Source organism: Frankia sp. BMG5.60, assembly GCF_059428125.1.
In genome coordinates, this window is record NZ_CM182091.1 from 7,683,528 (window position 1) to 7,709,520 (window position 25,993).

The following is a 25,993-nucleotide window of genomic DNA, read 5'->3' on the forward strand; positions in this document are numbered from 1 at the left end:
ATTCATGCCCGGACCGCCGTCATCCCGTTAAAGCGCGGTGTGCGTACGATTTTCCGGTGACCCTCATCCCAGAGACCCATCGCGACCTCGCCCAGAACGCCGAGGTCGCGATCCTCACCACCCTCGGTCCCGACGGCGCTCCGCAGACCACGGCCGTGGGCTACCTGCTCGACGACGGCGTCTTCCGCATCTCCGTCAGCTCGGACAAGCAGAAGCTGAAGAACCTGCAGCGCACGCCGCAGTGCTCGCTGTTCCTTCTGGACATCACCAACGTGTACCGCACGGTGGAGGTCCGCGGCAGCGCCGAGGTCATCCTCGACGACGACTACACCTGGGCCGCGAAGATCGCCGAGAGCCGCGGCCGCACGGCCGACGACATCCGCAAGCTCACCCCGCCCGGCGAGCACCGCTACTGCATCGCGGTGACCCCGAAGAAGATCAATACTTTCGGCTGATCCTGCGGCTCGCCGGTCACGGAACCGAACATGTGTTCGACATGTGGGCCGTGCCGGAACTAGCGTTGCCGCATGACCTTCGCCACCCGTCCTCGGCCGCTCCTCGTACGGTGGCTGTTCGCCCTCGCGCTCGTCGCCATGGGTCGACGCGACGGCTCAGGACGGTGTGGCGGGGGCGGGGGCGGGGAGCTTGCCGGGGTTGAGCAGTCCGTCCGGGTCGAACCGGGCGGCGGCCTCGCGGACCAGGTCCAGGCGGCCGTGGTGCAGCTCCCAGGTGTGCGGGTCGTCGACGTACACCTCGACGTCGGCCAGCCGGGCCATCCGTTCGTACAGGTCGTCGGGCCCGTCGTAGCGCAGGAACAGCATCGAGACCCAGTCGCGGCCGTTCGCGGTGAGGAAGCCCTCGAGGTGGATGAGCGACTCGGGGGCGAGCGCGGCGACCTCGACGCGGCGCCGGGTGAGCCCGGGGCCCATGCACTGCAGGTGGGTGAGTTCCGGGCGGACCTTGCGGACGCGGTAGGTGGTGTGGTTGTACGACAGCGAGGCGATGTGCGCCGGCCCCTTGGGGCGCACGGCGTCGACCCGCCCGCCGTGCCGCTCGACGACGGCCCTCGCCGCGGCGACGCTGTCCTCGGTCACGATCCCGCGCACGCTGACCCGGTCGGCGGGCATCGCCGGATCGACCGGCCGGTAGGTCGCGATGATCCCGGCCTCGTCGAGGGAGAGCAGCCGCGGGGTGGGCTCCAGGTCGAACAGCTCCTCGCCCGCGGCGACCGCGCCGGCCAGCTCCGGGAAGGACGCGAACAGCCCGGCCCAGCGGCGCGCGGGGCGCAGGGCCACGGTCGCCTGCGCGATCACCCCGTTGACGCCGAACGCGTGCGCCATCGCGGTGTTGGCCGGGAAGGGCACCTCCACCGGGATGGCATCGTCGGTGCACGGCACGACGAGCAGCGAGCGCAGGTAGCCGTCCCAGATCGCGCCGTTGGCGATCGAGCCGGTGCCGCCGGAGCCGCCGGCGATGAATCCGGCGACCGTGCTGCCCACGGTCGACGGCAGGATCGCCAGTTCCTGCCCGGTGGCCAGGGCCGCCTTCTCCATCAGCACGAACGACGCGCCGGCCTCCGCGGTCAGCCAGCCGTCCTCCACCGCGAGGATCCGGGCGGCCGCCGTGGTGTCGATGACGAGCCCGCCGAACAGGGGGATGCCCTGCCCGTAGTTGCCGGTGCCCTGGCCGCGCACGGTCACCGGCACCCGGTGGCGGTGCGCGGCCCCGACCGCCGCCGCGATCCCGGCGGCGTCGGGCGGGCGGACCACCACGTCGGCGACACCGCCGGGCAACAGTGGCGCCAGCACCGGGCTCATGTGTGCCCAGTCCGTGGAGGCCGACAGGCGGGCCGGTTCGTCGCGCAGCACGGCGTCGGCGCCGAGCAGGGTGGCGAGCTCGGTGGCCAGCGCGTCGAGCACATCGGGGTCGAGGGGGGTCACGGCGGGCAGCGCCGCCCGGCCGAAGCCGGGGAGCGCGCGCTCCCCGGCCCGGCCGCGCGACGCCGCGAGGGTCGAATCCGACATCGCTCAGGTACCAAGTCCGATCTTGGTGTCGAGGAAGCTGTTGTCGACGAGGTTCGCCGGCTTGAGCCCGGACAGAATCGGCTTGCCCTGCGACTGGTAGATCGGGTCGAGAATCTCGATGAGCTTCTGCAGTCGCGCGTCGTCGAAGTCGCCGAGGGTGCTGTTGGCCCCGTTGCCGACGATGCCCAGCGACTTCATCGTCTGCACCGCGTAGTCCGCGACGCCCTGGGAGTAGACCCAGCCGTTGTTGTACTTGTCGACAAGGCCGAGGATCAGCTTGTTCGTCGCTGCCGGGGCGGCCATGAAGTCGACGATGCCCTGCTGCATGATCGGGACGAGCTTGCTCAGGCAGGGCTTGAGCGCGTCGAGCTTGTCCTTGCGGACGCCGATCGCCTGCTGGTAGAAGTTGAAACCCGCATCCGCGATGAGCTGGTACTTCAGCGGCTTGTCCCAGGAGCGCACCTCGTGGGACCAGGTGTAGGGCTCCGACGTCGCGAAGCCCTGCACCGCGTCGGCGCCGCCGGAGGCCACGAAGTTGGTCGGCGTGCCGTCGTAGCTGCCGTCGACCTGACCCTTCTTCAGGATGCCGGAGCCGGTGAAGTAGTCCATGTAGGACGCGCCCTGGAAGTACAGGACCTTCGTGTCGGTCTTGCCGATGTCGGCGATCGTCTTCCAGTCCGGGTGCTTGTCCGGCGACCACTGGATGACCTGCGGGCTCTTCTCCAGACCCGCCAGCACCGCCACGGTCGGCTGCGTCTTGGACAGGGCGATCTGCTCGTCGGTGCCCAGGTAGCCCAGCGTGATCCCGGAATCCTTGTAGAGCTGGGAGGTCACCGTCTGGAAGCCGATCGCCGGGCCACCGGCGCGGATCTCCAGCTTCACCCCGGTATCGACGCCGCCGTGGGCCGTCAGCTCACCGGTGACCGACTTCTTACCCGCGTCGATCTTCGGGTTCGGCCCGAGCAGCCCGTACTGGCCGCCGTGCTCGGACTCCGGGTTCCAGTCGGTCTGCAGCACGATCGTCGACGGGCAGCCGGCGGCCTTGAGGTCGAGCGCCGCGGGCGCGGCACCCGCCGCGGACGGCGCCGCGGCGCCGGTGGACCCGCCGTCGCCGCCGCTGCTGCCGCACGCGGCGGCGGTGAGGGCGAGCGCGGTCGCGGTCGCCGTCAGCGCGACGAGCCGCGCGGGCCGTCGCCGAGATCTGGTCAACTATGTCTCCCCGAGTTCCTAGGCCGTTCTGGCCGGTGGGTGTGGTGCGGTGGGGGCGCGGCGGCGGGGGGCGACGGCGTGCAGGGTGCGCCGCCGTCGCGTGGGTCGCGCCGGATGGGTCAGCCGCGCTTCGGCTGGTACCAGCGGCCGACCACGCGCCGCGCCAGCCAGCCGAAGAAGACGAAGACCGCGACGCCGAGCAGGCTCGCGGTGAGCGTGGTCGCCCACAGGCGCTCGCCCTCCAACCGGGAGGTGAACACCGACAGGTTCGTGCCGAGCCCCGGCTCGCCCTGCTTGAAGAAGAACTCGCCGACGATCGCGCCGATGACCGACAGACCGGCCGCGTTGCGGAACCCGGTGAACATCGACGGCAGCGCCGCCGGCACCTGCAGCTTCCACAGCCGGGTCAGCCGGCTGGGATGGTGCAGGCTGAACAACTCGTGCATCCCCCGGTCGACCGACTGCAGCCCGAACAGCGTGTTCGACACGATGGGGAAGAACGCGATGATGACGCAGACGATGATCCGGCTGGTCAGCGCGAACCCGAAGAAGAAGCTCAGCACCGGGGTGAGCGCCAGGATCGGTACCGTCTGGATCACGACGGCCCACGGGTACAGCGAGTTCTCGATCCACTTGGCCTGGCTCATCGCCACCGCGACGGTGACCCCGATGACAATCGAGATGGCCAGGCCGGCGAAGGTGACCTCACAGGTCAACCGCAGCGCGCTCATCATCGTCGTGAAGTTCGACCAGTCCAGGAAGCCGACCCGGACGACCTCGTGCGGAGGCGGCAGCATGAACCGCTGCTGGTCGTTGAGCACTCCGTCGGACACCGCGTACCAGATGCCGACGAAGACGGCGAACACCGCCCCGGGCAGCAGCACGAAGCTGACCAGGCCGCCGCCGCGCCGGCGAGACCGGGGGCGGGGGGGTGGCGCGCCGGTCGCCGGCGTCGCCGCGGCCGCGGCGCCGGTCGCGTCCGTCTCGGCCACGGAAGGTACCGTCATGCTGATCACTCGCTCCTGAGATGTTGCGACACCTCGCCGCACAGGGCGGCGAACTCGGCGCTGTAGCGCAGTCGCGGCGAGCGCGGGTAGCCGAACGGGACGGCGAGATCCGCTTTCACCCGTCCCGGTCGACCGCTCATCACCACCACCCGGGTGGACAGGAACACCGCCTCCGCCACCGAGTGGGTGATGAACAGCGCGGCGAAACGGCGCAGCATGAACATCCGCAGCAGCTCGTCGTTGAGCCGTTCGCGGGTGATTTCGTCCAGCGCGCCGAACGGCTCGTCGAACAGGAAGATCGAGGGGTCGAGCACGAGCGAGCGGGCCAGCGACGTGCGCATCCGCATGCCGCCGGACAGCTCGTGAGGCAGATGTTTCTCGAAGCCGGTGAGTCCGACGAGGCTGATCGCGTCGGCGACGCGTCGCCCCCGTTCGGCGGAGTCGAGGTGTTCCAGCTCCGCGAACAGCCGCACGTTGTCGCGGACGTTGCGCCAGGGCAGCAAGGTGGCGTCCTGGAAGACGTAGCCGACGTTCGTCGAGGCCACGTCGACGGTTCCGTCGGTGGCCTCGTCCAGCCCGCTGGCGATGCGCAGCAGGGTGCTCTTGCCGCACCCCGACGGTCCGACGATCGAGACGAACTCGCCGGGGCGGATCGTCAGGTCGGTGTCGGTGAGCGCGACGGTGCCGTCCCGGAACCGCTTGCGTACCCCCGCGAAGTGCAGGGCCGGTGCGTCGGCGGCGGTGGTGTCGGCGGCGGTGGTGTCGGCGATCGTCATGAGGCGGCCTCCCACTGGTCCGGTTGGGCGTCGTACGGCTCGGTCCCGGGGCGCCGGACCGGCTCGGCGCGCGGGGCCGGTCGGTGCGGTTCGGCGAGCTCCGAGTGCACCGTGGTGCGGGCCACGACCCGGCCGGCCCGCCACACGGTCCGCTGCTCGCCGGCCGCGGCCAGCGCCTCGAGGGCGTTCGCCGCCGGCAGCGCGACAAGGTCGGCCGGGCTGCCCGGCGTGATCGAGACGGCCGGCAGTCCGAGGGCGCGCCGCGGCGCGTCGCTCACCGCCGCCAGCGCCTCGTCCGGGGCGAGGTGCCCGCAGGTGACCATCAGCGACGCGGTCTCCAGCGCGTCGCCGCGGCCGACGAGGTTGAACGGGTCGCGCAGGTTGTCGCCGCCCGCCGCCACGGTCACCCCGGCGCGGCGCAGCGGCGCGACGGCGGTCAGCCCGCGCGGGGTGCCGACCGCATGGTTGCGCCCCTGGAGGAACAGGTTGGTCTGGGGCAGCGCGACGACGGCGATGCCGGCGGCGGCGACCTGCTCGCTGACCCTGTCCTGCACGTCCGGGGGCTGCATCGCGAGGCTGACGCAGTGGCTGGCCGTCACGCCGTGCGGGAAACCGGTGCGGCCGACCAGGTCGGCGAGGGTGGCGAGGGTGAGCAGCCGCGGGTCGAGGGTCTCGTCGGTGTGCAGGTCCAGCGGGCGGCCGGCCTCGCCGGCCGCGTCCAGGCAGATCGCGACCGCGCGGTGCGGCTCGGGGTCGAGATGGGGGCAACCGCCGGCCACGTCGGCTCCCTCGGCCAGCGCGCGGCGCAGGTCGCGGCCGGGCTGGCCGTCCAGCGGGTTCGACACGAGAGCGACGAGCTGCAGGTCGACCAGGCCGCGCCAGCGTTCCCGCACGTCGACGAGCGCCTCCAGCGCCCGCATGCCCGACTGCACCCCGACGTTGACGTGCGTACGGATGTGCGTGGTGCCCATCGCGAGCTGGATGCGCAGCGCCGCCTCGGCCCGGGTCGTGAAGTCCTCGACCGTCGAGTCGGGCAGCAGGGTCTGGATCGCCTCGATCGCGCCGGCGAGATCGCCGGTGACATTGCGGGCCAGGGACGCGGTGAGCGCCTTGTCCAGGTGCGCGTGCGGCTCCACGAACGACGCCAGCAGCACCTGGCCGGTCAGGTCGACGTCACCCGGGCCGACCCGGGCGACGTCGGCGCCCGCGCCGCTCGGGACGACCCGCCCGATGACACCGTCCGACAGCTCCACGTCCACCACGTCGCCGTGCGCGGTCATCGCGCCCCGAAGCCAGCTCATGACGTCCGTGCCCGCGTGCCGAGGATCAGGTGGGCGATCTCGGCGGTCGCGCGGGCCGCCACCGGTTCGTGGCCCGGCTGCGCGCCGCCGGAGAGGTTGATCCCGTCGACTCCGGGCAGGTCGAGCAGCCGACCGGCGAGCTCCGCCGCGGCGCGCGTACCCGTGGTGTGCGGATCGTCCGCGGCCATGATCTCCTCCAGGTAGCCGGCCGGCAGGCGGCCGCCGGCGAAGGACGCGACGACGGTGGCGGTCGCGACGCTCGTCACGACGGGCACGCAGGCCAGCACGAGGCCGCCGAAGCCGGCCGCGCGCAGCTCGGCGACCGCGTCGCCGACCGCCGCCGGGCCGCCGCAGTGGTCGACGAAGACCACCTCGGCCCCGGCGTCGACCTTGGCGAGCAGGCGGGAGGTCCGGCGGGAGACGGGCGGCGCGGCCGGCGCGTGTGCCACCGAGACCAGCGTCCCGCGGTCCCGGGCCAGGTCGACGACGTCCACGCAGTCCAGCTCGAACACGCCGGCCGCGTCGGCGCGGTGACCGAGCGCCGGATGATCGCCGGTCACGCAGTGCAGTCCGGTCACGCCGGCCTCGACGCAGGCGGCGATCTCGCCCTCGATCGCCACCCGGTTGCGGTCCCGGCAGTTGACCCCGGCCCAGACGGACACGCCGGCGTCGGCCAGCAGCCTGGCCCGGTAGGACGGTGGGAACTGGACGCGGGCGCCGCCGTGATCGCCGATGAGGCAGGCGTCGGTCACCGGTGCGAGTTCCGCGCCGCAGGCGCGCAGGCTGTCGGCGGACATCGCCGCCGCCGGCAGGTCGGCCACGATCACCGGCCGCTCCGCGGCGGCCGCGAGGAACGCCGCGGCCGCCGCGGAGCGGGCCGGTGCTGGCCGGGCCGATCGGCCTGCGTTGTCCGGGGCGTCGGAAGCAGGAACGGCCGGGGGCAAGGCGGCTACGGGTCGGGCGGCGACGGGTCGGGCGGCCACAGGCGGCGCGACGAGGGGCGGGGCGATGGCGGGCGGGTCGACGAGGGGCGGGGCGATGGCGGGCGGGTCGGGGTAGGGCCAGGCGTCGAGGGCGTCCAGGAAGGAGCACCGGCCGAGTTCCGGGACCTCGCAGCGACCGTCGGCCTGGACTCCTCCGCAGGGGCCATGATCCATCTTCTTGGGGCACCGGGCGACCGCGCCACGCCAGGTGGCGTCCGCAGCCGCTCCGATGTTCATCACGCCAACACTGTCCAGCCCGGCGGTCGACGGGCGGTTTCCGGTCGATAAAAGATGAGTTTCGGCCATGGTGACCATATGTGCGTTACGCTGTGACTCTTGGTCGTGATCGGGCGTGTGGCGCCGGTGCCTCATGCGTCCCGTCGTCGGCGGATCACCCCACGCTGGGGTGATCCGCGCGCGCCCCCAAGGCGCCCCCTCTGGTGGTCGGTCGCCTTTTCGTCTCGGAAAGGGCTCGCTCTCATTCTAGGATGCTAGCATCCTACCGAACGGCAGCCCGAGCCGATCGACGTGCGCCCGCACGCCGATGCCCATCCGCTCGGTGAAGCGCTGCACCGCGCGTCGCCGCAGACGGAATCGTCGAGAGGAGCGGCAAGATGATCAACAGGTTGCGAACCGCGGAGCCGGACAGCACGGCGGTGCGGGTCGCGCTGTGGCGGGTCGTCCACGTCCAGGTCGACCCGCCGCCGCACGTGTTCGAGGACGAGATCGGGCTGCGGCTGGCGGCCCCGGACGACGGATGGCTGCGCCGCCCGGACATGGACCCGTCCACCACGAGCCGCACCCGGGCGTCCATCGTGGCGCGGGCACGCCTCATCGAGGATCTGGTCGTCGAACAGGCCGGCCTCGGCGTCGACCAGTACGTCATCCTCGGCGCCGGCCTGGACACCTTCGCCCAGCGTCGGCCGCAGCTCGCCGCCGGCATGCGGGTGTTCGAGGTCGATCAGCCGGGTCCGCAGGAGTGGAAGCGGCTGCGCCTGACCGAGCTCGGTCTCGGCGCCCCGCCCTGGCTGCGGTTCGTGCCCGTGGACTTCGAGGCGGGCGGTTCGTGGCGGCAGGGGTTGGCGGGCGCCGGTTTCGACGCGGGCCGCCCGGCGCTCGTCGCCTCCGCCGGCGTCTCCATGTACCTCACCAGGGACGCGACGGCGGCCACGCTGCGCCAGGTCGCGGCCCTTGCCCCCGGCTCCACCCTGGCCATGACGTTCATGCTGCCGCTGGAGCTCGTCGATCCGGCGGAGCGTCCGCTGCGGGAGGCGACCGAGCGCGCCGCGCGGGCCGCCGGCACGCCCTTCACCAGCTTCTACACCCCCCAGGAGATGCTGGCGCTGGCCCGCGACGCCGGTCTCGACCAGGCACGGCACGTATCGGCCGCCAGCCTTGCCCGCCGCTACTTCGCCGGCAGGTCGGACGGACTTGCCCCGTCCAGCGCCGAGGAGCTGCTGGTGGCGGTTGCCCAGGAGCACGAGCCGGGAGTCCCGGCCTCGGCGTGACCCGGCGGACGGGGGCGGCCGCTCGGGAGCGCCCGCCCGCGCCCGGCGTCGTCAGGTCCCGCAGGGAGCGGCCGGGAGGTCGTGGGCGGCTGCGGCCGCGTACTCCTCGGCCCAGTCCGGAAGACGCCGATCGTCCGGGGTCGGCTGCCACTGCCCGTCGCGCAGGGCGCAGTCCCAGCCGGGTGGGCGACCGGTCGCCGCCGATCCGCCTGCGCCGTCGGCTCGCGGCCAGGAACATCCGGGTGAGTTCGGGAACGTCGCGGCCGCCGAGGGTGTGTTCGGCTCGTCCGGCCCGGTCGGCGGCCCCGGCTGGAATGCGGCGAGAAAGAACTCATCCACCCACCCCGGCGGTGCCGCCGGGTTCCGACCAGCATCCATGAGGTGTCTCCATGAGCGAGGTCCGTTTCGGCGTCACCCTGCCGTTGCCCGGCGTTCCGTTGCGGGAGCACCGCAGCATCGTCAGTGGACTCGTCGACGCCGGCTACAGCGACGTGTGGACGGCCGAAGGCGGGGGAGGGGACGCCTTCACCCCGCTCGCGGCCGCCGCGGCGTGGGATCCTCGGCTGCGCCTGGCCAGCGCCATCGTGCCTGTGCACACCCGCGGGCCGGCGGTGCTCGCCCAGACCGCGGCGACGCTGGCCGATCTCACCGCCGGCGGGCTGGTCCTCGGTATCGGCTCGTCCGTGCCCGCGCACGTGACCGACCTCAACGGCATCCCGTTCGACGAGCCGTTCCGCCGGACCCGGGACACGCTGCGTTTCCTCACCAGGGCCCTGCGTGGGGAGGTGGTGTCGGGCGCATTCGACACGTTCACCGTTCGCGGCTTCGCGCTGCCCGAACCGCCGGCCGAAACCCCCAAGGTCATCCTCGGCGCGCTGCGGCCGGGCATGCTGCGCCTCGCCTTCACCGAGGGAGACGGCGCGGTCACCAATCTCCTGTCCGCCGAGGACCTGGCCACGGTGCGCGCCACCGTGGGCCCGCAGCCGGCCGGCAGGGAACTGGTCGTCAAGGTGTTCGTCAGCCCGACCGAGGACGCCGATGCGGCCCGCCGCGGCAGCCGCCCGTTCCTCACCTGGATCCTCAACCAGACGCCGTACCGCGCCTTCCACGCATGGCTCGGCAACGGCGACCTGCTCGCCGCCTCCCACGAGCGCTGGCGTGCCGGCGACCAGCACGGCGCGGCTGCCGGCCTGCCCGACGACGTCATCGATCGGCTGTTCATCCACGGCACGCCCCAGCAGTGCCGCGACCAGATCGCCGCCTTCGTCCAGCCGGGTGTCACCGCGGTCCAGCTCTACGTCCGGCTGGAGCCGTCCTTCGTCCGGGGGACGACGCGGGCCGGGGCGGGCGGCGGGTCGACGTGGGGCTCCGAGGAGTTCACCGAGCGTGCCCTCGATCTGCTACGTGCCCTGCGTCCCCCGTCGGGTCACGGTGCTCGGTCGGGTCAGGGTGCTCGGTCGGGTCAGGGTGCTCCGTAGGGTCGGGGTGCTCGGTCGGGTCGGGGTGCTCGGTGATGTCGCGCTACTCGGCGGCGCCGAGGGCGCTGGCGAGGACGAGCAGCAGCAGCACGACGACGGCCACTCCCGCCAGCCACGCCCGGCGCGCCCGCAGCCAGGCGTATCCGGCCGCGGCGACGCCGGCAGCCGGCGTCGCCGCCAGGACGATCGTGCCGAGCAGGATGACGGCGCCGGCCCGCCCGTGGCGCAGCCCGCCACCCAGGTCGGACAGCCGCATCGCCGCGCCGCCGCCGAGCGGATTCCCGCCCGCGCCGTGCCGCCAGCCCGCGCCGCCCTGGGCGACGGCGAACGCGAGCCCGGCGAGCACCAGGGCGGCACCGAGCGCCCCACCGATCCGCAGCACCAGCGCGACCTGGCGGGCACCCGTCTCGGGCGCCCCCACCGTGGACGTCGGCGCCGGGGACGTCGGCGCCGGGGACGTCGGCGTCGGGGATGTCGGCGTCGGGGATGTCGGCGTCGGGACCATGACGGGACCCGCCTTTCCGGGAACTGTCGGCGAGGGGCCGCGGCGTGGGGGGTGGGGCCCGGTGGCGGCGGACCGCCGGCCCGACCGCCGGACCGCCCTCACGCGAGGCCCCGCAGCAGCATCTGGACGCTGATGACGAGCAGGACGAGCAGGAAGATCACCCGCAGCGCTCCCACGGGAACCACGGCCAGCAGCCGCGACCCGAGGCGCGCGCCCACGACGGTCCCGAGCGCCACCGCGCCGGCCAGGGCCGGCACGACGTCGCCTCGCTGCAGGTAGACGACGGCGCTCGCCGCGCCGGTCACCCCGATCATGAGGTTGCTCGTCGCCGTCGACACCTTGAGCGGTAGCCGCATCGCGAGGTCCATGGCCGGCACCTTCATCGCCCCCGAGCCGATGCCGAGCAGGCCGCTGACCGCCCCGGCGGCGGTCATCATGGTCAGGCCGGTCGCGGTGCGGGTGACCCGGTAGGGACGGACGTCGCGGACGACCGTGCCGGCGGCTGTGCCGGTGCCGGTGCCGTGCAGGCTCAGGGCGTCGGCGATGCGGTCGTCCGGCACGGCCGTGCCGGCGCGGTCCTGCCGGTTGCGCAGCATCTGCACCGCGCTGAACGCCAGCACGACACCGAACACCGTGTACAGCGTGCGGGCGCTGAGGTGCCCGGCGAGCAGCGCCCCGGCGACGGCGCCGCTCACCGTCGCCACCTCCAGGGTGACCGCGACGCGCAGGTTCGCGAAGCCCTCGTCGAGGTAGCGCGGTGACGCCGCGGCGCTGCCGGCGACCACCGAGATCACCGAGGCGCCGATCGCCAGCCGCACGTCCAGGCCGAAGGCCAGCGTCAGGATCGGCACGACGAAGGTGCCGCCGCCAAGGCCCAGCAGGCTGCCCAGGCAGCCGGACGCCACGCAGACGGCGGTGATGGCGACGATCTCGGCCAACGGGCTCACGGCGCCTCACCAGGTCAGAAGATTAGTTCTGGTACAGAGAATATCTGTACCAGAACCATCCTGCTGGCGCGAGTGACGTGACCGGCTGCTAGCGGATCACGGCCACCGGGCAGGGGGCGTGCGCCACGCACTGGTGGCTGACCGAGCCCAGCAACAGCTCGGCGAACCCGCCGTGGCCGCGGCTGCCGACGACGAGCAACTGCGCGTCCGCGGCGCTGCGCAGCAGGGCCCGGGCGGCGCCGTCGGCGACGGCCTCCTTGACCACCTGGGTCGGCAGCCCGCCGCCGTGTTCGGCGATGACCGTGCTCACGGCGTCGTCGAGGGTGCGCTGCGCCTGCTCGGCGAGCGTGGAGCCGAAGTCCGCGTAGATCCCCAGGTACACCGGCACGTCGAGATGCCAGGCATGCACGGCGCGCAGGGCGGTCTTGCGCACGGCGGCGGCCTCCACCGCCCAGCGCAGTGCCCGCAGCGAGCCGGCCGACCCGTCGACGCCGACGACAACCGGGCGTTCGTCCATTGACGTCGTCGCCGCGCCCACCGCGTCGGCCGCCCCCGCTGCCTCGCCGGACCGGTCGGCGCCGCCGCGTACCACGACGACGGACAGCGGCGCGTGGTGGACGACCCCCTGGCACACCGACCCGGCCACCAGCCGGTGCAGCGCGCCGGGCCCGCGCTCGCCGACGACGACGAGCCGCGCGCCGGTCGCGATCCCGAGCAGCTCGGGCACCGGGCTGCCCTCGGCGACGCGTTCGGTCACCGTGACCGCCGGGTCGTGGACGCGCACCGCCGCCACCGTGTCCGCCAGGACCCGCCGTGCCGCCTGCTCCAACCCCGCGCGGTCGGCACCGCCCGCCCTGTCGAAGACCGCGCGCGGTTCCCCGACGGCGTCCCAGACCAGCGCCGCCGTCACCGGCAGCCGGCGCCGCGCACCCTCGTCGACGGCCCAGCGCAGGGCGGCGGCCGACCCCGGGGAGCCGTCGATCCCCACCACAATGCCGCCCGTGCCGCCCGTGCCGCCCGCGTCCGGCTGAGCCCCGGCGGTGTCGGACTGGCCCGCAGCCTCCGACTGGCCCGCAGCCTCCGACTGGCCCGCAGCCTCCGACTGGCCCGCAGCCTCCGACTGGCCCGCAGCCTCCGACTGGCCGGCGACGTTCGACTGGCCGGCGACGTTCGACTGGCCGGCGACGTTCGACTGGCCGGCGACGTTCGACTGGCCGGCGACGTTCGACTGGCCGGCGACGTTCGACTGGCCGGCGACGTTCGACTGGCCTGCCCCGTCCGTGCGTCCTGTGGTCCGCGCCATCGTTGTCACCCTTCTCGCCACCGTGATCCCCGACACCGTCCACCATGCCCGTGCGGTGACCTGCGGCGACGCGCCGAACGCCACCCGTGGGGTGGCCGGGTGGCCGGGCCGGACAGGGCCGGAGGACCCTTGATCCCGCTCTCGGTCCTTGCCTGGCGAGGGAGGGGGGCGGTGACCAACGGTGCTGGCCGGTGACCGAGGGTGTGAGGCGGTGAGCAGGGGTGGTCAGTGACCGAGGGTCCGGGAGAGGAACGCGAGGACGGCGGGCATCCGCTCGGCGGTCGGGAACGCGCCGCCGTGGCCGGCGCCGGGCACGATCGTGATCTCGACGGCCGGCGCGCCGGCGGCCCGCAGCGCGTCGGCGAGCTCGAGGGACTGGCGGTGCGGCACGGTGCAGTCGGCATCGCCGTGCTCGATGAGGAACGGCGGCAGGGGGGCGCGGCCGAGGTAGTTCAGGGGGCTCGCGACCCGGACGAGCTGGGGCACGGCGGCCACCGTGCGGCCGAGGAAACGGGACTCCGGCGAGTCGGGGCGGCCGTGCCCGGCGTCGGACGCGGCGCAGCGCTCGTTCGCGCGGACCTGGTCGTCCATGGAGCCGAAGTTGACCGGGCCGTAGAAGTCGACGACGGCCTGCACGGCGCTGGAGACGCCCGGATTACCCAGCGTCGGGTCGTCGTACATCGCGACCCCCGGCGTCGTTCCCAGCATGACCGCGAGGTACGCCCCGGCCGACGCCCCGCTCGCCGCGATCCGGTCCGGGTCGAGACCGTGGTCGGCGGCGTGTGCGCGCACCCAGCGCACCGCGGCCTTGACGTCCTGCACCGCGGCGGGGAAACGGGCCTCACCGGAGAGCCGGTAGTTCAGGCTGGCGACGGCATACCCGGCGCGAACCAGAGCGCGGACCACGGGCAGGTCGTCGTGCTTGTCGCCGAGCGCGAACGCGCCGCCGTGGATGGTGATGACCACCGGCCGCCCCGTCCCGGTGCGGGGTGCGTCGGCGGCGGGCGGTTCCTTCGGCTGGTAGAGATCCAGGCGCTGGGCTGGCGACACCGGCGCGTAGGGCACGTCCCGCAGCACCCACATCCCGTCGACCTCGCCGGGCGTCCCGGCCGGGACGCCCACCCGGCCGGGGCCGCTGGTCGACGTCGACGTTCCGGGTTGGGCGGCGTCGTGCCGGGAGCAGGCGGCGACGGCGAGGCCCAGGGCGAGCAGGCCGCCCGTGGCCGCGGCCATGAGTCGGTGCGGGACGTGATGGATGGCGGCGGTCCTCTCGGGGGCCGGGCGGCGACTGGCGGTCCGGGCGACTTGTGGTCGCGTGCCATCATGCCTGCCCGGATACGCACGATTGCCGCCAGTCCGGCCCGGATGAGAGGTCGAGGCGTCGGCGGGATGTGAGCGACGCCATGCGGGTTCGCGGGACGACTTTATCGGTACAGTACGGTACTGTTTTCATGGTCGCGCAGCACCCCTCGCGGGGGCCTGCGACCCTCCCCGGAGTGTCCGCCGGGCGTTGATCAGAAGGAAGGGGGTGGCGAGCCATTTCGCCGCCGGCCGCCACCGGTCGGGGTCGGCCCCGAGACGAGTCCCGCGAGCAGGCGATCCTGGACGCGGCGCTGGAGCTGCTCGTCGAGGTTGGCTACGAGCGGATGAGCATGGTCGCCGTCGCGGCCCGGGCCCGGGCCAGTAAGGCGACGATCTATCGTCGGTGGTCCTGCAAGGACGAGATGGTTGTGGAGGCGCTGCGTCGGCACGGTCCCGCCGATCATGTCCCCGCGGACACCGGCTGCCTGCGAGACGACGTGGCCGCCGAGGTCCGCCTCCTGATCGATACCGTTTCGGGCCCGGACGGGGCGCTGCTCGTCGGCGTCCTGCGGGCGGCCAGCGAGTCCTCTCGGCTGGCCGCGGTGATCCAGACCAACATCCTGCAACGCAAGGTGGAGCTCGGCCGCTGCCTGCTCGAGCGGGCAGCGCAGCGGGGGGAACTGCTCGCGAAGACCGAACCCGAGGTGCTTGTCGAGGTCATCCTTGCCATGATCTTCACCCGTCTGCTCGTCACGGGAGAGCCGCTGGACGAGGCGTTCGCCGGCCACGTCGTCGATGACGTGGTGCTTCCGCTGCTCGCCGGCCGATCGACCCCGCCCGCGATGGGGATCGAACACCTGAGCTAATATCTTCTCGAACACCCGCGCGAAGGCGGAGTGGCCTGGGCGTGCCGCCCAGCGGACCTGAAAACGAGTGGAGAGGTCGACCAGGGGCGGCGAAGATAGCGCCGACCCAGCCCGCGAGTCACACCTGCCCCACCCCGCCGCGTCCCACCCTGTGCGGGTTCCACCACCTGCTGCCAGCCCGACGTGGGCGGCCAGCATCCGCTTCGGTCCGTCGCCGCGTCCCTGCCCCGCGCGCCGGTCGCCCCTGCCCGCGCAGGACAACGTCCCGCTCGATGTCAACGCCCGCTTGTTGTGAACCACCCGCTTGATGCGAACGCCCCCTTGTTGTGAACGCCCCCTTGTTGTGAACGTCCCGCTCGATGTCCCGGCAGCTCGTCTTCTCCGGCAAGGAGCCTCCTGTGACCACAACTGTCGACCGCAAGGCTGGGGATCCCCCGGTGGGCGTGGCCGACGGCGAGCCCGATCCCCGGCGGTGGCTGGCGCTGTGCATCATCGCCGTCGCGCAGCTCATGGTCGTGCTCGACGCCTCGATCGTGAACATCGCGATGCCGCACGCCCAGGCCGACCTGGGTATCTCCACCGCCAACCGGCAATGGATGGTCACCGCGTACACCCTCGCCTTCGGTGGCCTGCTACTGCTGGGCGGGCGCATCGCCGACTACCTGGGCCGCAAGCGGGCGTTCGTCTGGGGCCTGATCGGCTTCGCGCTTGCCTCGGCGCTCGGCGGCCTGGCGCCCAACGCCGCCCTGCTGTTCGCGGCCCGGGCCCTGCAGGGCGCGTTCGCGGCGTTGCTCGCCCCGGCGGCGCTGTCGCTGATCACCGTCGCGTTCACGGAGAGCCGGGAGCGGGCCAAGGCGTTCGGGGTGTATGGCGCGATCTCCGGCGGTGGCGCCGCGATCGGGCTCATCGTCGGCGGTCTGCTCACCGAGTACGCCTCCTGGCGGTGGTGCCTGCTGGTGAACGTGCCGATCGCGCTCGTCACGGCGTTCTTCGCGGTGCCCGTGGTGCGGGAGAGCCGCGCGCAGGGCGAGGCCCGCTACGACCTGCCCGGCGCGGTGACGGTCACCGCCGGCCTCGTCGCGCTCGTCTACGGCTTCACGGTGGCCGCCGACGACGGCTGGAGCGACGCCCGCACCCTCGGGCTGCTCATCGGCTCGGTGGCGCTGCTCGCCGCGTTCGTCGTCATCGAGGCGCGCTCCGCCGCGCCGCTGCTGCCGCTGCGGGTCGCGTGGGAACGTAACCGCGGTGGGTCGTTCCTTGCCTCGCTGCTGATCGGCGCCGGGCTGTTCGCGATGTTCCTGTTCCTGACCTACTACTTTCAGCAGACCCTGCGTTACAGCGCGTTGAAGACCGGGTTCGCCTTCCTGCCGTTCAGCGCCGGGATCATCTTCTCCGCGGGCGCGGCCAGCCAGCTCCTGCCGAAAGTGGGTCCGCGGTTGCTCGCCGGCGTCGGGACGACGATGGCCGCGGTCGGCATGGCGCTGCTCATGTCCATCGGGGTCGACTCCAGCTACGTCGCCCACGTGCTGCCGTCGGAGCTGCTCATCAGCATCGGCATGGGTTTCTCGTTCGTCCCGCTGTCGAGCCTGGCCCTCGTCGGCGTCGCCGCGCACGACGCCGGGGTCGCGAGCGCCCTGGTCAACACCACCCAGCAGATCGGCGGCTCGCTGGGCACCGCCCTGCTCAACACGGTCTACGCGACCGCCGTCGGCAGCTACCTCGACGGCCACGGCCACGGTCCGGCCGCCCTCGCGCAGTCGCAGATCGAGGGATACACCACGGCGTTCCTCTGGGGCGCGATCCTCATCGCGATCGCCGCGGTGGTGATCTTCGTGTTCATCCGCGCTGGGCGGGAGTCCGCGGCGAACGTGGAGGGTGCCCCGGCGCACGTCGGCTGATCCCGCCGGTCGCCGGTGCGGGCCCCGAACGGGGTTCGCACCGGCCCGGCGTGACCGCTGAGGCCGGTGCCCCCTTGCAGGAGTCGGCCCCCTCGCTCATGGGCCGGGCCCCTCGCTCATGGGTCGGCCGCCGTGTTCAGAGGTCGGTCTCCTCGCTCTGCATCGCCCGTGAGCTGAGCCGGAAGCCGACGGTGCCATCGACGATCTTGCGGATGACGGTCGCCTTCGGGTCCTTCCCGCCGACCCCGTCGACTCCGAGGGCGCCGGCCAGCGCCCGAAGCTGCGGCACCGACACCCGGCCGAGGGCTGCCAGGTGGTCGGCAGCCTCCTCCCGGCTCGCCGCGCCGAGCAGCGCCGCCCGCAGCGCCTCGACGTCCACTGAGGCCGCCGCCGCCGCCTCCGTCATCGGTCCGGCCTCCGTCTTCGAGGCGGCTTCCGTCTTCGAGCGGGCGTTTGACCGGTTCGCCGGCCGCCGCGTCGTCGACGCTGCTTTCGGCGCCGGGGTCTGTCCCGCCGGGGTCTGTGCGGCGGGGTGCGTTGCGGTGTCGCGGAGCGACGCGGGGGAGGGGGCGGCCGGGTCGGCGGCGGGATCCGCCGCCCGTCGGCCGGGCGCGGCTGTGACGGTCAGCCGCGCGCGCCCGGCCAACAGGTCACCGACCTGCTGCTCGTCAAGTCCGGCCACCAGGTCGGCGAGCTGGCGCAGGAGCAGCGTGCTCAGGCGGGCGGTATCGGGAGCCTCCGGGGTTCTGGAGGCTCCGGGCGCATCGGGCGCATCGGGCGCATCGGGCGCGTCGGGGGCGCTGCGGGCGTTGGTCAAGGGTGAGGCGTCCTGATTCGCTTGAGGAACTCCTCGACGAGGCGGTGCAGCTCCCAGGCGAGAGCGGGGGTGACCTGGTCGGAGAGGATGACGGGAAGCTGGGTGCGCGCCGCGCCGGCGAAGTGGTGATTGCTCTCGCGGACCATCGCCTCGAAGACCGGCAGCCCGAGCTGCCGGGTCTGCGCGATGTAGGGGCGCAGGGCCGCGATCGGCTTGCCCGAGTAGTACTGCACCATCGTGAAGACGACCCCGAGGATGATCGGCTCCAGCTTCTTCACCGCCGGATGCAGATCCGACTGCAGGTCGACGATCCGGTTGAACTCCCAGATGAACCGGCGCAGCCGGGACTGCAGGTGCTCGATGCCCAGGGTCGACAGCTCGTCCGGGCGGGCGGGGATCAGCAACTGGTCGCTGGCCGCGACCGCCGCGCGGGTGATGACGCCGAAGTTCGGCGGGCAGTCCAGCAGGACCAGATCGTAGGCGGTCGGGGGGAGGGTCGCCAGCCCGGCGGCGAGCCGCAGGTAGACGTCGAAGTAGTGGCGGGTCGAGCGGTGCACCTCCGCGCCGCCGAGGCGCGCGGCGAGGTTCATCTCGACGTCGCCGAGGGAGAGGTGGGAGGCGATCAGGTCGAGCGCCCCGCTGCCCTGCGCGATCCGGGAGTTCACCACCGCCGGTGACGTGATCAGCGGGGCGAGCGGCGGCACCGGGCCGTCCATCCGCCACGCCTCGAACCACTGCTTGATCGTCCGATTGTCCGCGAGCCCCGCCCGCCACTGCTCGGGTCGGTAGAACGAGAGGGTCAGGCTGGCCTGCGGATCCAGGTCGAGGAGCAGGACCCGCTTCCCCCAGGCGGCGATCTGGGCGCCGATGTTCGCGGTCAGCGTGGTCTTCCCGACGCCGCCCTTGTAGTTCACGACCGAGATCACCCGCACGGCGATCCGCTCCCGTGCTCCGTCGTTGACCGGGCCATCCGTCTCCCCCGTCGCTGCGGTGCCACCCGTTCCCGCGCCCTGCGTGACCCGTTCCGGCGGGGTGCCGGACAGCACATCACGAGATGCCCGGGCGGCATGAGTGCGGATCCGTGCCGGGTGGCCGCCATGCGTACACCTTGACCGGTAGTGGTGCGTTCCACCCCGTATTGGGGGCACGGTGGGTGATGTTGGTGCTACCACCGTCGCGGGAGTCGCGGGTCTCCAGCGCCGTCCCGCCGGCTTTCCGGCACCGGACGGTCACGTTCGGGTGGTTCGTCGCGGGAGCGATCGAGCGGCGGTTTATCGTCTCGGCGGACCATGTGCCGTCGCTGTCAACACCTCGGGGGACGATGCCATACATGAGTAGCTCCAGCGGGGCCGGACCCGGCACGGAACTCGGCCGGCGGCGTGCGCGGGGGCGCACGCCGTTCACCGCCCGGGTGCCCGGATCGGCCGTGGTCCGTGCGGTCACTCCGGGCCCGGACGCCGCCGGCGACGCCGGCGGGCCCGGCGTCGGCCGGCCGGGTCCGCAGGACGCCCGCGGGCGACGGCGTCCGGGTCTGCCGGCGTGGGGTCGGCCGTGGGTGCCGCGGGTCGCGGCGCTGCTCACCCTGACCGTCGGGCTGGGCGACGTGGTGTCCGCGCTGACCCCCGAATGGCGGAGCCGACTGGCGGATCTGCGGGTCCTGCTGCCAGCGGCGGCCTCCCGGCAGGCGGCGGCCTTCACCGTCGTCGTCGGCATGCTGCTGGTCCTGCTCGCCGCCGGACTGCGTCGGCGCAAGCGGCGGGCGTGGCGGGCCGTCGTCGTTCTGCTCGGGCTGGGCGTCCTGCTGCACGTCGCCAAGGGGCTCGACTACGACGAGGCGGCGGCGTCGGCGGCCCTGCTCGGCGCGCTCGTGCTGGTGCGCGGGGAGTTCCGGGCCAAGGGCGACCCGACGACCCGCTGGCGGGCACTCGGCGCCGGCCTGCTGCTCACCGCCGTCTCGATCGCGATCGGCTTCCTGCTGCTGCATCTGCGCGAGCACCGCATCGCCGGCCCGCACGCCTGGTCGGCCCAGCTCGAACAGATCGTGCTGGGGCTCGTCGGCGTCCCCGGCCCGTTGCACTTCACCTCCGACCGGTTCGCCGACCTCGCCGACCGGGTTTTGCTCACCCTGGGCGTGGTGACCATCGGCACCACCGGCTACCTGGCGCTGCGTCCACCCCAGCCGCGGCCGCGGCTGACCGAGGAGGACCGGTTGCGGGTGCGGGCGCTGCTCGCCCGGCACGGCGACGCCGACTCGCTCGGCTACTTCGTGCTGCGTTCTGACAAGTCGGTGATCTGGTCACCGTCCGGCAAGGCGTGCGTGGCCTACCGGGTGGTCTCCGGCGTGATGCTGGCCAGCGGCGATCCGCTCGGGGACCGGGAGGCCTGGCCGGGGGCGATCCGCGAGTTCCTGCGCGAGGCCGCCGATCACGCCTGGACCCCGGCGGTGATCGGCTGCTCGGAGGCCGGCGGCACGGCGTGGACCCGCGCCGGACTGAGCGCGCTGGAGTTCGGCGACGAGGCTGTGGTCGACGCTGCCACCTTCACCCTGGACGGCCGGGCGATGCGCAACGTCCGGCAGGCCGTCGCGCGGGTGGAACGCGCCGGCTACACGGCCGTCGCCCGCCGGGTCCGCGATCTCGCCCCGCCCGACATCGCGCGGCTGAAGGCGCAGGCGGCGGCGTGGCGGGGCAGCGAGACCGAACGTGGCTTCTCGATGGCACTCGGCCGGCTGGGCGACGCCGAGGACGGCGACTGCGTCGTCGTCCTCGCCTACGAGAACATGGCGCCGGACACCTGCGCCGCGGCTCGGCCCGACGGGTCGGCGACGTCCGGCGGGCCGCTGCCGTCCGACGCCGAGCCGCGGCTGCGCGCGCTGCTGCACTTCGTGCCGTGGGGGCGCGACGGGCTGTCCCTCGACGCCATGCGGCGCGACCGTTCGGCCGACAACGGACTCAACGAGTTCCTCATCGTCAGCACCCTGCGCCAGGCGTCGCAGCTCGGCGTGGCGCGCGTGTCGCTGAACTTCGCGTTCTTCCGCTCCGCCCTCGAACGCGGCGAGCGCCTGGGCGCGGGGCCGGTGATCCGCTCCTGGCGCGGCATGCTGCTGTTCCTGTCGCGCTGGTTCCAGATCGACAGCCTCTACCGGTTCAACGCCAAGTTCCAGCCCACCTGGCAGCCCCGCTTCGTCTGCTATCCGGCGACCGCCGAACTGCCGCGGATCGCCCTGGCGATGCTCGAGGCCGAGGCGTTCCTCGTCTGGCCCCGCTGGCGTGACCACCTTCCCCGCCCCGGCGCGCTGCTCGCCGCCGCCCGCCGCCCCCGCCGCGAGTGCCACCTGCCCGAGGAGGACCGGACGCAGGCGCCGGGCGCGCCCTGACCGCGGCTGGCGAGCAGACTCGGACGGCGAGCAGACTCGGACGGCGGTCGAACCCCGGGGGCGGTCGAACCCGGACTGCGGTCGAGACTCGGATACGGACTGCGGGCGGACTCGGACGGCGCTGCGGGGGTGTGGTGTGGGCTCCTTGGTCATCATCGGGAAGTGGTTCCTGCTGGCGTTCGCGGGCGCCACGCTGGCGGCGTGGGTGGGCTGCCTGCGGTTCGCACGGCGCGGACGTCGGGCCGTCACGGCCGGGATGGCGGGGGTCGCCGTCGTGCTCACCCTCGCCACCGCCGCCGACCTCGTCAACGCCCACTACGGCTACCTGCCGCGGGTCGACGACGTCATCGGGGTCAGGTCCTGGCCGACCGCGTCGACCCATGAGGCTGTCGCCGCCGCGCCGGTGCGGACCCACCCGCACGGTTCGGTCGTCGACCTGCCGGTGCCCGGGGTCCGTAGCGGCTTCGGTGTCCAGCAGGCGCTGGTCTATCTGCCACCGCAGTACTTCACCGAGCCGCATGCCCGCTTCCCGGTGGTCTACCTGCTGCACGGTTCCCCGGGGGTGCCGGTCGACTGGTACCGGGCGAACCGGGCCGCGCAGACCGGCGCCTGGCTCGCCGACGATCATCGGCCGGCGATCTTCGTCGCCCCACGGCTGAGCCACGGCTGGCTCGACGACAGCGAATGCGTCGACCGGCCCGGCGAGCACATCGAGACCTACGTCGTCGACGATGTGATCCCGACGGTCGACGCCCGGCTGCGCGTCCTACCCGACCGCGCCGATCGGGTCTTCGCCGGCATGTCCGCCGGCGGCTTCTGCGCGTTGAACCTCGGCCTGCGCCATCGCGACCTGGTCGGGACGATCGTCGACATGTCCGGCATGGACCGGCCCACCCACGACGGGGGCATGGTCGGACTGTTCGGCCGCCGTCCCGACCTCGCCCGGGTCGTCGAGGCGAACACCCCTGCCCGCTACGCCGCCACACTGATGCCGGACCCGCCGATGCGCATCTGGTTCGACTGCGGCCTCGGTGACCACGAGGCGCTGGGGGACACCCGGGCGATGGCGTCGATCCTGGGCCGGCGGCCGGGGTTCACCGTCCGGCTGCGGCTTCGCCCTGGCGCGCACGACTTCGGCGTGTGGCGCCCGGCGCTGCGCGAGGGCCTGGCCTGGGCGCTCGCGCCGGCGTCCGGCGTCCCCATCGGGCTGCCGGCAGCGCGTCCGGCCCTCCGGCCGGCCACCCGGGTCGCCGCGGCGGCCTGACCTCGGACGCGCCCGGCGGACTGGACCGGCGCGCGGGCGTCGTCAGCGCGCATCGGCCAGGCGGACGGCGCGGTCTGTCACCCGCCGTCTGTCGCGCGTGAGATGTGGCGGTGGCCACATCCACGCTGCCGCGACGGGTGGCGGGGAATGCCTTGGCAGGTCACGATGTCATGACGGTGACAGTGATCCTCGTGGGGCGGGGGTGTTCCGTGATGCTGCCGGGTGGACGTCGCGACGCTCAGTACCTGAGAGTCGCTTCGCTGCGCAGCGCTGCCCTGCCACCGAGACCGGCATCGCCACCGAGACCGGCATCGCCACCGAGACCGGCATCGCTGCTGCGACCGGCATCGCCACCGCGCCGGGCATCGTCGCCGCGCCAGGGGTCGGCCGCCCGCCGGACCGCGGCGAGGGCTACGTGGTGGCTGCATTCGGCGCTGCGGCGCTTCCCGGTGACGACCGTCCTGCTCGCAGTGCTCCTCGCGGCGCGGGTGCTACGCGGGGTTGACCCGGATCGCGCCACCCGCTGGCAGTGGGCGACGAGCACGACGCTGCACCAGATGCTGCACCATCCCCTCGGCGTCCTCGTCGGCAGCATCCCCTGGGTGACCGACGGGCCGGTGGCGCCATGGCTGGCGTTCGCCGCCCTGGCCGTCGGCGGGTTGGAGGCCACGATCGGGAGCGTGGCGGCGCTCGCGGTCGCGTTCGGCGGCCACACCGCCGCGACGCTGATCTCCGAGGGAATCCTGGGGCTTCGGGTCGTGACCGGCGACCTGCCGTCCAGCGCGCTGCACGTGCTCGACGTCGGGCCGAGCTACGCCGCCGGTGCGGCCCTGGCCGCCCTGGTCGCGCTACCCACCCCGCGCCGGCTGCGCACCGTCGCCGGCGCCGCCCTCGTCGTCGTCGCCCCGGCGATGATGTACGGGGTGACCGACGGCGAGCTCGACGGGATCGGCCACACCGCCGCCCTCGCCCTCGGCGCGCTCGCCGCCACCATTCCCGCCCTTCGCCGCCGCGCCGCCTGCCCGGCACCGGCACCTGCTCCGGCGTTGTCCCCGACCCCGGCCCCGTCTGAGGCCCCGACCCCGGCCGCGTACCTGCCCCCGTCCCTGTCGCGACTGCGTTCGAAGCGCTGGATGGCTCGCGGTCGCGCGGCGCATTGCTGGAGGTTGACGGCTGTTCCAAGGCCGGCGAACCGCCACTGAGCTCCGGCAATTCCTGGGCGCCCGCCAGCCGTGATGGCGTCGAGCCGGCGCGGCAGCGACGTCGAATGGGATTGTCTGGATAATTAGGGGCGATTGGTCACGGCGGTCACCTGAAGCCGTCCTCGTCGCGGCGTCGGTATTCCCGGGTGCGATAACCCTGCGGAATGTCCGATGTCATCCGACCTGTCCGGCGGGGAATGCGGGCCCTGCTCGGTGACGAACTCTGGCAGCTTCTCATCAACGCCGGCACCCGTTGTCAGTTCCGGCCGCGGGAGCGGCTGTTGCGTCAGGGGGATCCCGGCGACTTCCTGCTTCTGCTCGCCCGCGGCCGGGTGCGGGTCGTGCGTTCCGACGCCGACGGCGCCGAGCTGCTGCTGGCACTGCGCACAACCGGTGACGTGATCGGTGAGATGGCTCGGATCGGCGGCGGCCGCACCGCCACCGTGCAGGCGATCGACCGGTGCACGGCGTACCGGATCACCGCGACGTCCTTCGAGGCGCTGCTGGTCCGGCACGGCGCCCAAGGCGCCCTCGCAGACTACCTGGTCGGCAAGTTGTCCGAGACCGTGCCCTACCAGCATCGACTCGTGCATCTCCCGCCCCGGCAGAAGATCGCGCGGCTGATGCTGGAGGTGGTTGCCCACGCCGGGCCGGAGCTCGCAGACCCGATGCGGGTGCCGTTCTCGCTGGACCTGGTCGCCGGATCGCTGGGGCTTGGCCGCAGCACGGTGGCTGCCCACGTGGGGGCGCTTCGGGCGGCCGGCGTGCTGCGCCCGGGTCCCCGCCTTACCGTCGCCGATCTGCGTCTGCTGCGCCTGGAGGCGGGGCTGCCGGCGAGCTGAGCGCGCACCCATGGCCGTGGCGGATGTGACGTGGGTAACCGTCGGACCATCCATCGCTGGACGGTTTCCGCCCGCGCCGGTCACGACCCTGTAGACGCGGACATCCGGTCCGTGTTCGTCCGTCACCGCCGACGGATCGCCCCCCAACTTGGAGGACTGACGATGACGTCCCCGCCGAACACCAACCGTCTTCCCGCTCCGGCCGTGGAGCTCCCGCCCTACCGAGCCCTGCTGGTCGTCGACATCAAGGACTTCAGCGGCATGCCCGGCCGCTGGCACGAGAGCCTCACCCGCGAGGTGCCGACACTGCTGGACCAGACATTCCGCCGAAGCGGTTGGTCGGATTGGACGCAGGCGAAGCGCTATGACATCAGCACCGGGGACGGGCACGTCCTCGCCCTCGAACCGTGGAGCCTGCCATTCCTCGTGCATCCGTTCTTGGAGAACCTGCAGCGGGAGCTCGAGGACCGCAACCGGGTCGCGTCGACGGGCGCCGGGGGCGACCGGCCGTTGCGGATGCGCGTCAGCCTGAACGTCGGCCCGGTGACGGACTCGGGGACGAACCGGCTCGGTGACGGCAGCGGCGACGCGCGGATCGCCCTGCACCGGTTGCTCGACGCCGGTGCGGTGCGTCACCTGCTGGACGACTCGGACCCGCAAGCGACCCTCGTCGGCGCGATCCTGTCATCGCGGGCCTTCGGGGACGTCGTGACCGGCGGCTTCTGCGGGTTGCGTCCCGCCGACTTCGTCCCCGTGACCGTCGCGGAGAAGACCTACCGCGGCGAGGCCTACGTCCGGGTCCCACGGCCATCCGGCGGCCTGCTGGACCGGGGCTTCCGGCCGCCGCAGGCCCCGCCTGACCCGGCCGACCCGTCCAACCCGGCCGGGCGCGCCGCTGCCCGCCGACGCGTCCCCTCGCGCGTGAGGAAGCCCGCCACGGGACCCGGCCACTCCGGATCGTCCATCGCCATCGACGTCGACAGCATGGGCGGCGGCGTAGAGGTCAACGGCCATGGCCAGAGGCACACGGGCGTCGGGGACAACATCTCGGGCGGTGTCCACACGACCCGCGGCGACAGCTACTCCGCCGGTGCAGACCAGTACCTCGGGCCGCGTGCGGAGCACCACACCGAGCATCACGGCGCCGGCCACCAGTTCACCGGTCCGATCGACCGCTCCTCCTTCGACGGCCACACCTTCACCCAGGAGGCGTCACTCCCACCCGACCGGCAGGACCGGCCCGGCCATCACAACGGCGACGACCACGGTTCCGACGGGGCCGACGATGACTGACCGCGACCGCGACCGCGACCGCGACCACCCGCCGCTCGCGCCGAACGGAGACCTCCCAGAACGGCCCACGGGGACGGGATCTTTCCCAGGGG

23 protein-coding genes are annotated in these 25,993 nt (G+C 73.3%); 10 read left to right on the forward strand and 13 right to left on the reverse strand.

Going from position 1 to position 25,993, the window contains the following annotated elements:
- Nucleotides 1-56: 56 nt before the first annotated feature.
- Nucleotides 57-455: a PPOX class F420-dependent oxidoreductase gene (locus AC5R91_RS31440; RefSeq protein WP_495394905.1), complete on the forward strand. Its 399-nt coding sequence runs from the start codon at nt 57-59 to the stop codon at nt 453-455.
- A gap of 156 nt (nt 456-611) precedes the next feature.
- Here AC5R91_RS31440 and AC5R91_RS31445 read toward each other — a convergent pair whose 3' ends face one another.
- The 6 genes from AC5R91_RS31445 to AC5R91_RS31470 all read right to left on the reverse strand — a co-directional run bounded on the left by AC5R91_RS31445 (nt 612) and on the right by AC5R91_RS31470 (nt 7,537).
- Entirely contained in the window at nt 612-2,024 is a 1,413-nt protein-coding gene (locus tag AC5R91_RS31445) for an FAD-binding oxidoreductase (RefSeq protein ID WP_495394906.1), read from the reverse strand.
- 3 nt (nt 2,025-2,027) lie between these two features.
- Nucleotides 2,028-3,233, reverse strand: coding sequence for an ABC transporter substrate-binding protein (locus AC5R91_RS31450; protein WP_495394907.1), 1,206 nt, complete (start codon nt 3,231-3,233; stop codon nt 2,028-2,030).
- 119 nt (nt 3,234-3,352) lie between these two features.
- Nucleotides 3,353-4,240 (reverse strand): ABC transporter permease, encoded by an 888-nt coding sequence (locus AC5R91_RS31455; protein ID WP_495394908.1) that lies wholly within the window; start codon nt 4,238-4,240, stop codon nt 3,353-3,355.
- 5 nt (nt 4,241-4,245) lie between these two features.
- A complete protein-coding gene (locus AC5R91_RS31460; protein WP_495394909.1) occupies nt 4,246-5,016 on the reverse strand; it encodes an ABC transporter ATP-binding protein in 771 nt (256 codons plus the stop codon).
- A complete protein-coding gene (locus AC5R91_RS31465) occupies nt 5,013-6,317 on the reverse strand; it encodes an amidohydrolase family protein (protein WP_495394910.1) in 1,305 nt (434 codons plus the stop codon). The genes AC5R91_RS31460 and AC5R91_RS31465 overlap by 4 nt, the downstream gene beginning before the upstream one ends.
- Nucleotides 6,314-7,537: a methylenetetrahydrofolate reductase gene (locus tag AC5R91_RS31470; RefSeq protein ID WP_495394911.1), complete on the reverse strand. Its 1,224-nt coding sequence runs from the start codon at nt 7,535-7,537 to the stop codon at nt 6,314-6,316. The genes AC5R91_RS31465 and AC5R91_RS31470 overlap by 4 nt, the downstream gene beginning before the upstream one ends.
- Before the next feature lie 377 nt (nt 7,538-7,914).
- Between AC5R91_RS31470 and AC5R91_RS31475 the strand changes: the two genes are divergently transcribed.
- Nucleotides 7,915-8,808, forward strand: coding sequence for a class I SAM-dependent methyltransferase (locus tag AC5R91_RS31475; RefSeq protein WP_495394912.1), 894 nt, complete (start codon nt 7,915-7,917; stop codon nt 8,806-8,808).
- 51 nt (nt 8,809-8,859) lie between these two features.
- Here AC5R91_RS31475 and AC5R91_RS31480 read toward each other — a convergent pair whose 3' ends face one another.
- On the reverse strand, nt 8,860-9,186 hold the full coding sequence (locus AC5R91_RS31480) for a hypothetical protein (protein WP_495394913.1): 327 nt from the start codon (nt 9,184-9,186) through the stop codon (nt 8,860-8,862).
- An 11-nt stretch (nt 9,187-9,197) separates the two neighbouring features.
- On the opposite strand from AC5R91_RS31480, the gene AC5R91_RS31485 reads away from it, so the two are divergent.
- Nucleotides 9,198-10,286 carry an LLM class F420-dependent oxidoreductase gene (locus AC5R91_RS31485; RefSeq protein ID WP_495394914.1) on the forward strand — a complete coding sequence of 363 codons (1,089 nt, stop codon included), beginning with the start codon at nt 9,198-9,200 and terminating at the stop codon, nt 10,284-10,286.
- Between the two features lie 43 nt (nt 10,287-10,329).
- Here the strand turns inward: AC5R91_RS31485 and AC5R91_RS31490 are convergent, their stop codons facing one another.
- From AC5R91_RS31490 to AC5R91_RS31505, 4 genes are all read right to left on the reverse strand, one after another.
- Entirely contained in the window at nt 10,330-10,791 is a 462-nt protein-coding gene (locus AC5R91_RS31490) for a DUF1634 domain-containing protein (protein WP_495394915.1), read from the reverse strand.
- Nucleotides 10,792-10,889: 98 nt separating this feature from the next.
- The gene (locus tag AC5R91_RS31495; protein WP_495394916.1) at nt 10,890-11,738 is read right to left on the reverse strand and encodes a sulfite exporter TauE/SafE family protein; all 849 of its coding nucleotides are present in this window, start codon (nt 11,736-11,738) and stop codon (nt 10,890-10,892) included.
- Between the two features lie 88 nt (nt 11,739-11,826).
- Entirely contained in the window at nt 11,827-13,041 is a 1,215-nt protein-coding gene (locus AC5R91_RS31500) for a universal stress protein (RefSeq protein WP_495394917.1), read from the reverse strand.
- A gap of 225 nt (nt 13,042-13,266) precedes the next feature.
- A complete protein-coding gene (locus AC5R91_RS31505) occupies nt 13,267-14,274 on the reverse strand; it encodes an alpha/beta hydrolase fold domain-containing protein (RefSeq protein WP_495394918.1) in 1,008 nt (335 codons plus the stop codon).
- A 365-nt stretch (nt 14,275-14,639) separates the two neighbouring features.
- Between AC5R91_RS31505 and AC5R91_RS31510 the strand changes: the two genes are divergently transcribed.
- Both AC5R91_RS31510 and AC5R91_RS31515 read left to right on the forward strand, forming a co-directional pair.
- Nucleotides 14,640-15,209: a TetR/AcrR family transcriptional regulator gene (locus AC5R91_RS31510; RefSeq protein ID WP_495398100.1), complete on the forward strand. Its 570-nt coding sequence runs from the start codon at nt 14,640-14,642 to the stop codon at nt 15,207-15,209.
- A 398-nt stretch (nt 15,210-15,607) separates the two neighbouring features.
- Nucleotides 15,608-17,107 (forward strand): MFS transporter, encoded by a 1,500-nt coding sequence (locus AC5R91_RS31515; RefSeq protein WP_495394919.1) that lies wholly within the window; start codon nt 15,608-15,610, stop codon nt 17,105-17,107.
- A gap of 136 nt (nt 17,108-17,243) precedes the next feature.
- On the opposite strand, the gene AC5R91_RS31520 is transcribed toward AC5R91_RS31515, so the two are convergent.
- Nucleotides 17,244-17,924, reverse strand: a complete 681-nt coding sequence (locus AC5R91_RS31520) for a hypothetical protein (RefSeq protein WP_495394920.1) — start codon at nt 17,922-17,924, stop codon at nt 17,244-17,246.
- Complete coding sequence (locus tag AC5R91_RS31525) at nt 17,921-18,856, reverse strand: ParA family protein (protein ID WP_495398101.1); 936 nt, start codon at nt 18,854-18,856, stop codon at nt 17,921-17,923. The genes AC5R91_RS31520 and AC5R91_RS31525 overlap by 4 nt, the downstream gene beginning before the upstream one ends.
- Before the next feature lie 398 nt (nt 18,857-19,254).
- On the opposite strand from AC5R91_RS31525, the gene AC5R91_RS31530 reads away from it, so the two are divergent.
- The 5 genes from AC5R91_RS31530 (at nt 19,255) to AC5R91_RS31550 (ending at nt 25,901) form a co-directional block, all read left to right on the forward strand.
- Complete coding sequence (locus AC5R91_RS31530) at nt 19,255-21,300, forward strand: phosphatidylglycerol lysyltransferase domain-containing protein (RefSeq protein ID WP_495394921.1); 2,046 nt, start codon at nt 19,255-19,257, stop codon at nt 21,298-21,300.
- Between the two features lie 136 nt (nt 21,301-21,436).
- On the forward strand, nt 21,437-22,564 hold the full coding sequence (locus AC5R91_RS31535) for an alpha/beta hydrolase (RefSeq protein WP_495394922.1): 1,128 nt from the start codon (nt 21,437-21,439) through the stop codon (nt 22,562-22,564).
- 212 nt (nt 22,565-22,776) lie between these two features.
- Nucleotides 22,777-23,766 carry a rhomboid-like protein gene (locus AC5R91_RS31540; RefSeq protein ID WP_495398102.1) on the forward strand — a complete coding sequence of 330 codons (990 nt, stop codon included), beginning with the start codon at nt 22,777-22,779 and terminating at the stop codon, nt 23,764-23,766.
- Nucleotides 23,767-23,930: 164 nt separating this feature from the next.
- The gene (locus AC5R91_RS31545; protein ID WP_495394923.1) at nt 23,931-24,608 is read left to right on the forward strand and encodes a Crp/Fnr family transcriptional regulator; all 678 of its coding nucleotides are present in this window, start codon (nt 23,931-23,933) and stop codon (nt 24,606-24,608) included.
- Nucleotides 24,609-24,770: 162 nt separating this feature from the next.
- Nucleotides 24,771-25,901, forward strand: a complete 1,131-nt coding sequence (locus AC5R91_RS31550; protein WP_495394924.1) for a hypothetical protein — start codon at nt 24,771-24,773, stop codon at nt 25,899-25,901.
- Nucleotides 25,902-25,993: the final 92 nt, after the last annotated feature.

Coding starts and splice junctions, on each gene's coding strand:
- AC5R91_RS31480 (WP_495394913.1), bottom strand. CDS start 9,186: ATGGATGCTGGTCGGAACCCGGCGGCACCGCCGGGGTGGGTGGATGAG.
- AC5R91_RS31470 (WP_495394911.1), bottom strand. CDS start 7,537: ATGAACATCGGAGCGGCTGCGGACGCCACCTGGCGTGGCGCGGTCGCC.
- AC5R91_RS31455 (WP_495394908.1), bottom strand. CDS start 4,240: ATGACGGTACCTTCCGTGGCCGAGACGGACGCGACCGGCGCCGCGGCC.
- AC5R91_RS31445 (WP_495394906.1), bottom strand. CDS start 2,024: ATGTCGGATTCGACCCTCGCGGCGTCGCGCGGCCGGGCCGGGGAGCGC.
- AC5R91_RS31545 (WP_495394923.1), top strand. CDS start 23,931: ATGTCCGATGTCATCCGACCTGTCCGGCGGGGAATGCGGGCCCTGCTC.
- AC5R91_RS31490 (WP_495394915.1), bottom strand. CDS start 10,791: ATGGTCCCGACGCCGACATCCCCGACGCCGACATCCCCGACGCCGACG.
- AC5R91_RS31485 (WP_495394914.1), top strand. CDS start 9,198: ATGAGCGAGGTCCGTTTCGGCGTCACCCTGCCGTTGCCCGGCGTTCCG.
- AC5R91_RS31500 (WP_495394917.1), bottom strand. CDS start 13,041: ATGGCGCGGACCACAGGACGCACGGACGGGGCAGGCCAGTCGAACGTC.
- AC5R91_RS31540 (WP_495398102.1), top strand. CDS start 22,777: ATGCTGCCGGGTGGACGTCGCGACGCTCAGTACCTGAGAGTCGCTTCG.
- AC5R91_RS31550 (WP_495394924.1), top strand. CDS start 24,771: ATGACGTCCCCGCCGAACACCAACCGTCTTCCCGCTCCGGCCGTGGAG.
- AC5R91_RS31505 (WP_495394918.1), bottom strand. CDS start 14,274: ATGGCCGCGGCCACGGGCGGCCTGCTCGCCCTGGGCCTCGCCGTCGCC.
- AC5R91_RS31530 (WP_495394921.1), top strand. CDS start 19,255: ATGAGTAGCTCCAGCGGGGCCGGACCCGGCACGGAACTCGGCCGGCGG.
- AC5R91_RS31460 (WP_495394909.1), bottom strand. CDS start 5,016: ATGACGATCGCCGACACCACCGCCGCCGACACCACCGCCGCCGACGCA.
- AC5R91_RS31465 (WP_495394910.1), bottom strand. CDS start 6,317: ATGAGCTGGCTTCGGGGCGCGATGACCGCGCACGGCGACGTGGTGGAC.
- AC5R91_RS31475 (WP_495394912.1), top strand. CDS start 7,915: ATGATCAACAGGTTGCGAACCGCGGAGCCGGACAGCACGGCGGTGCGG.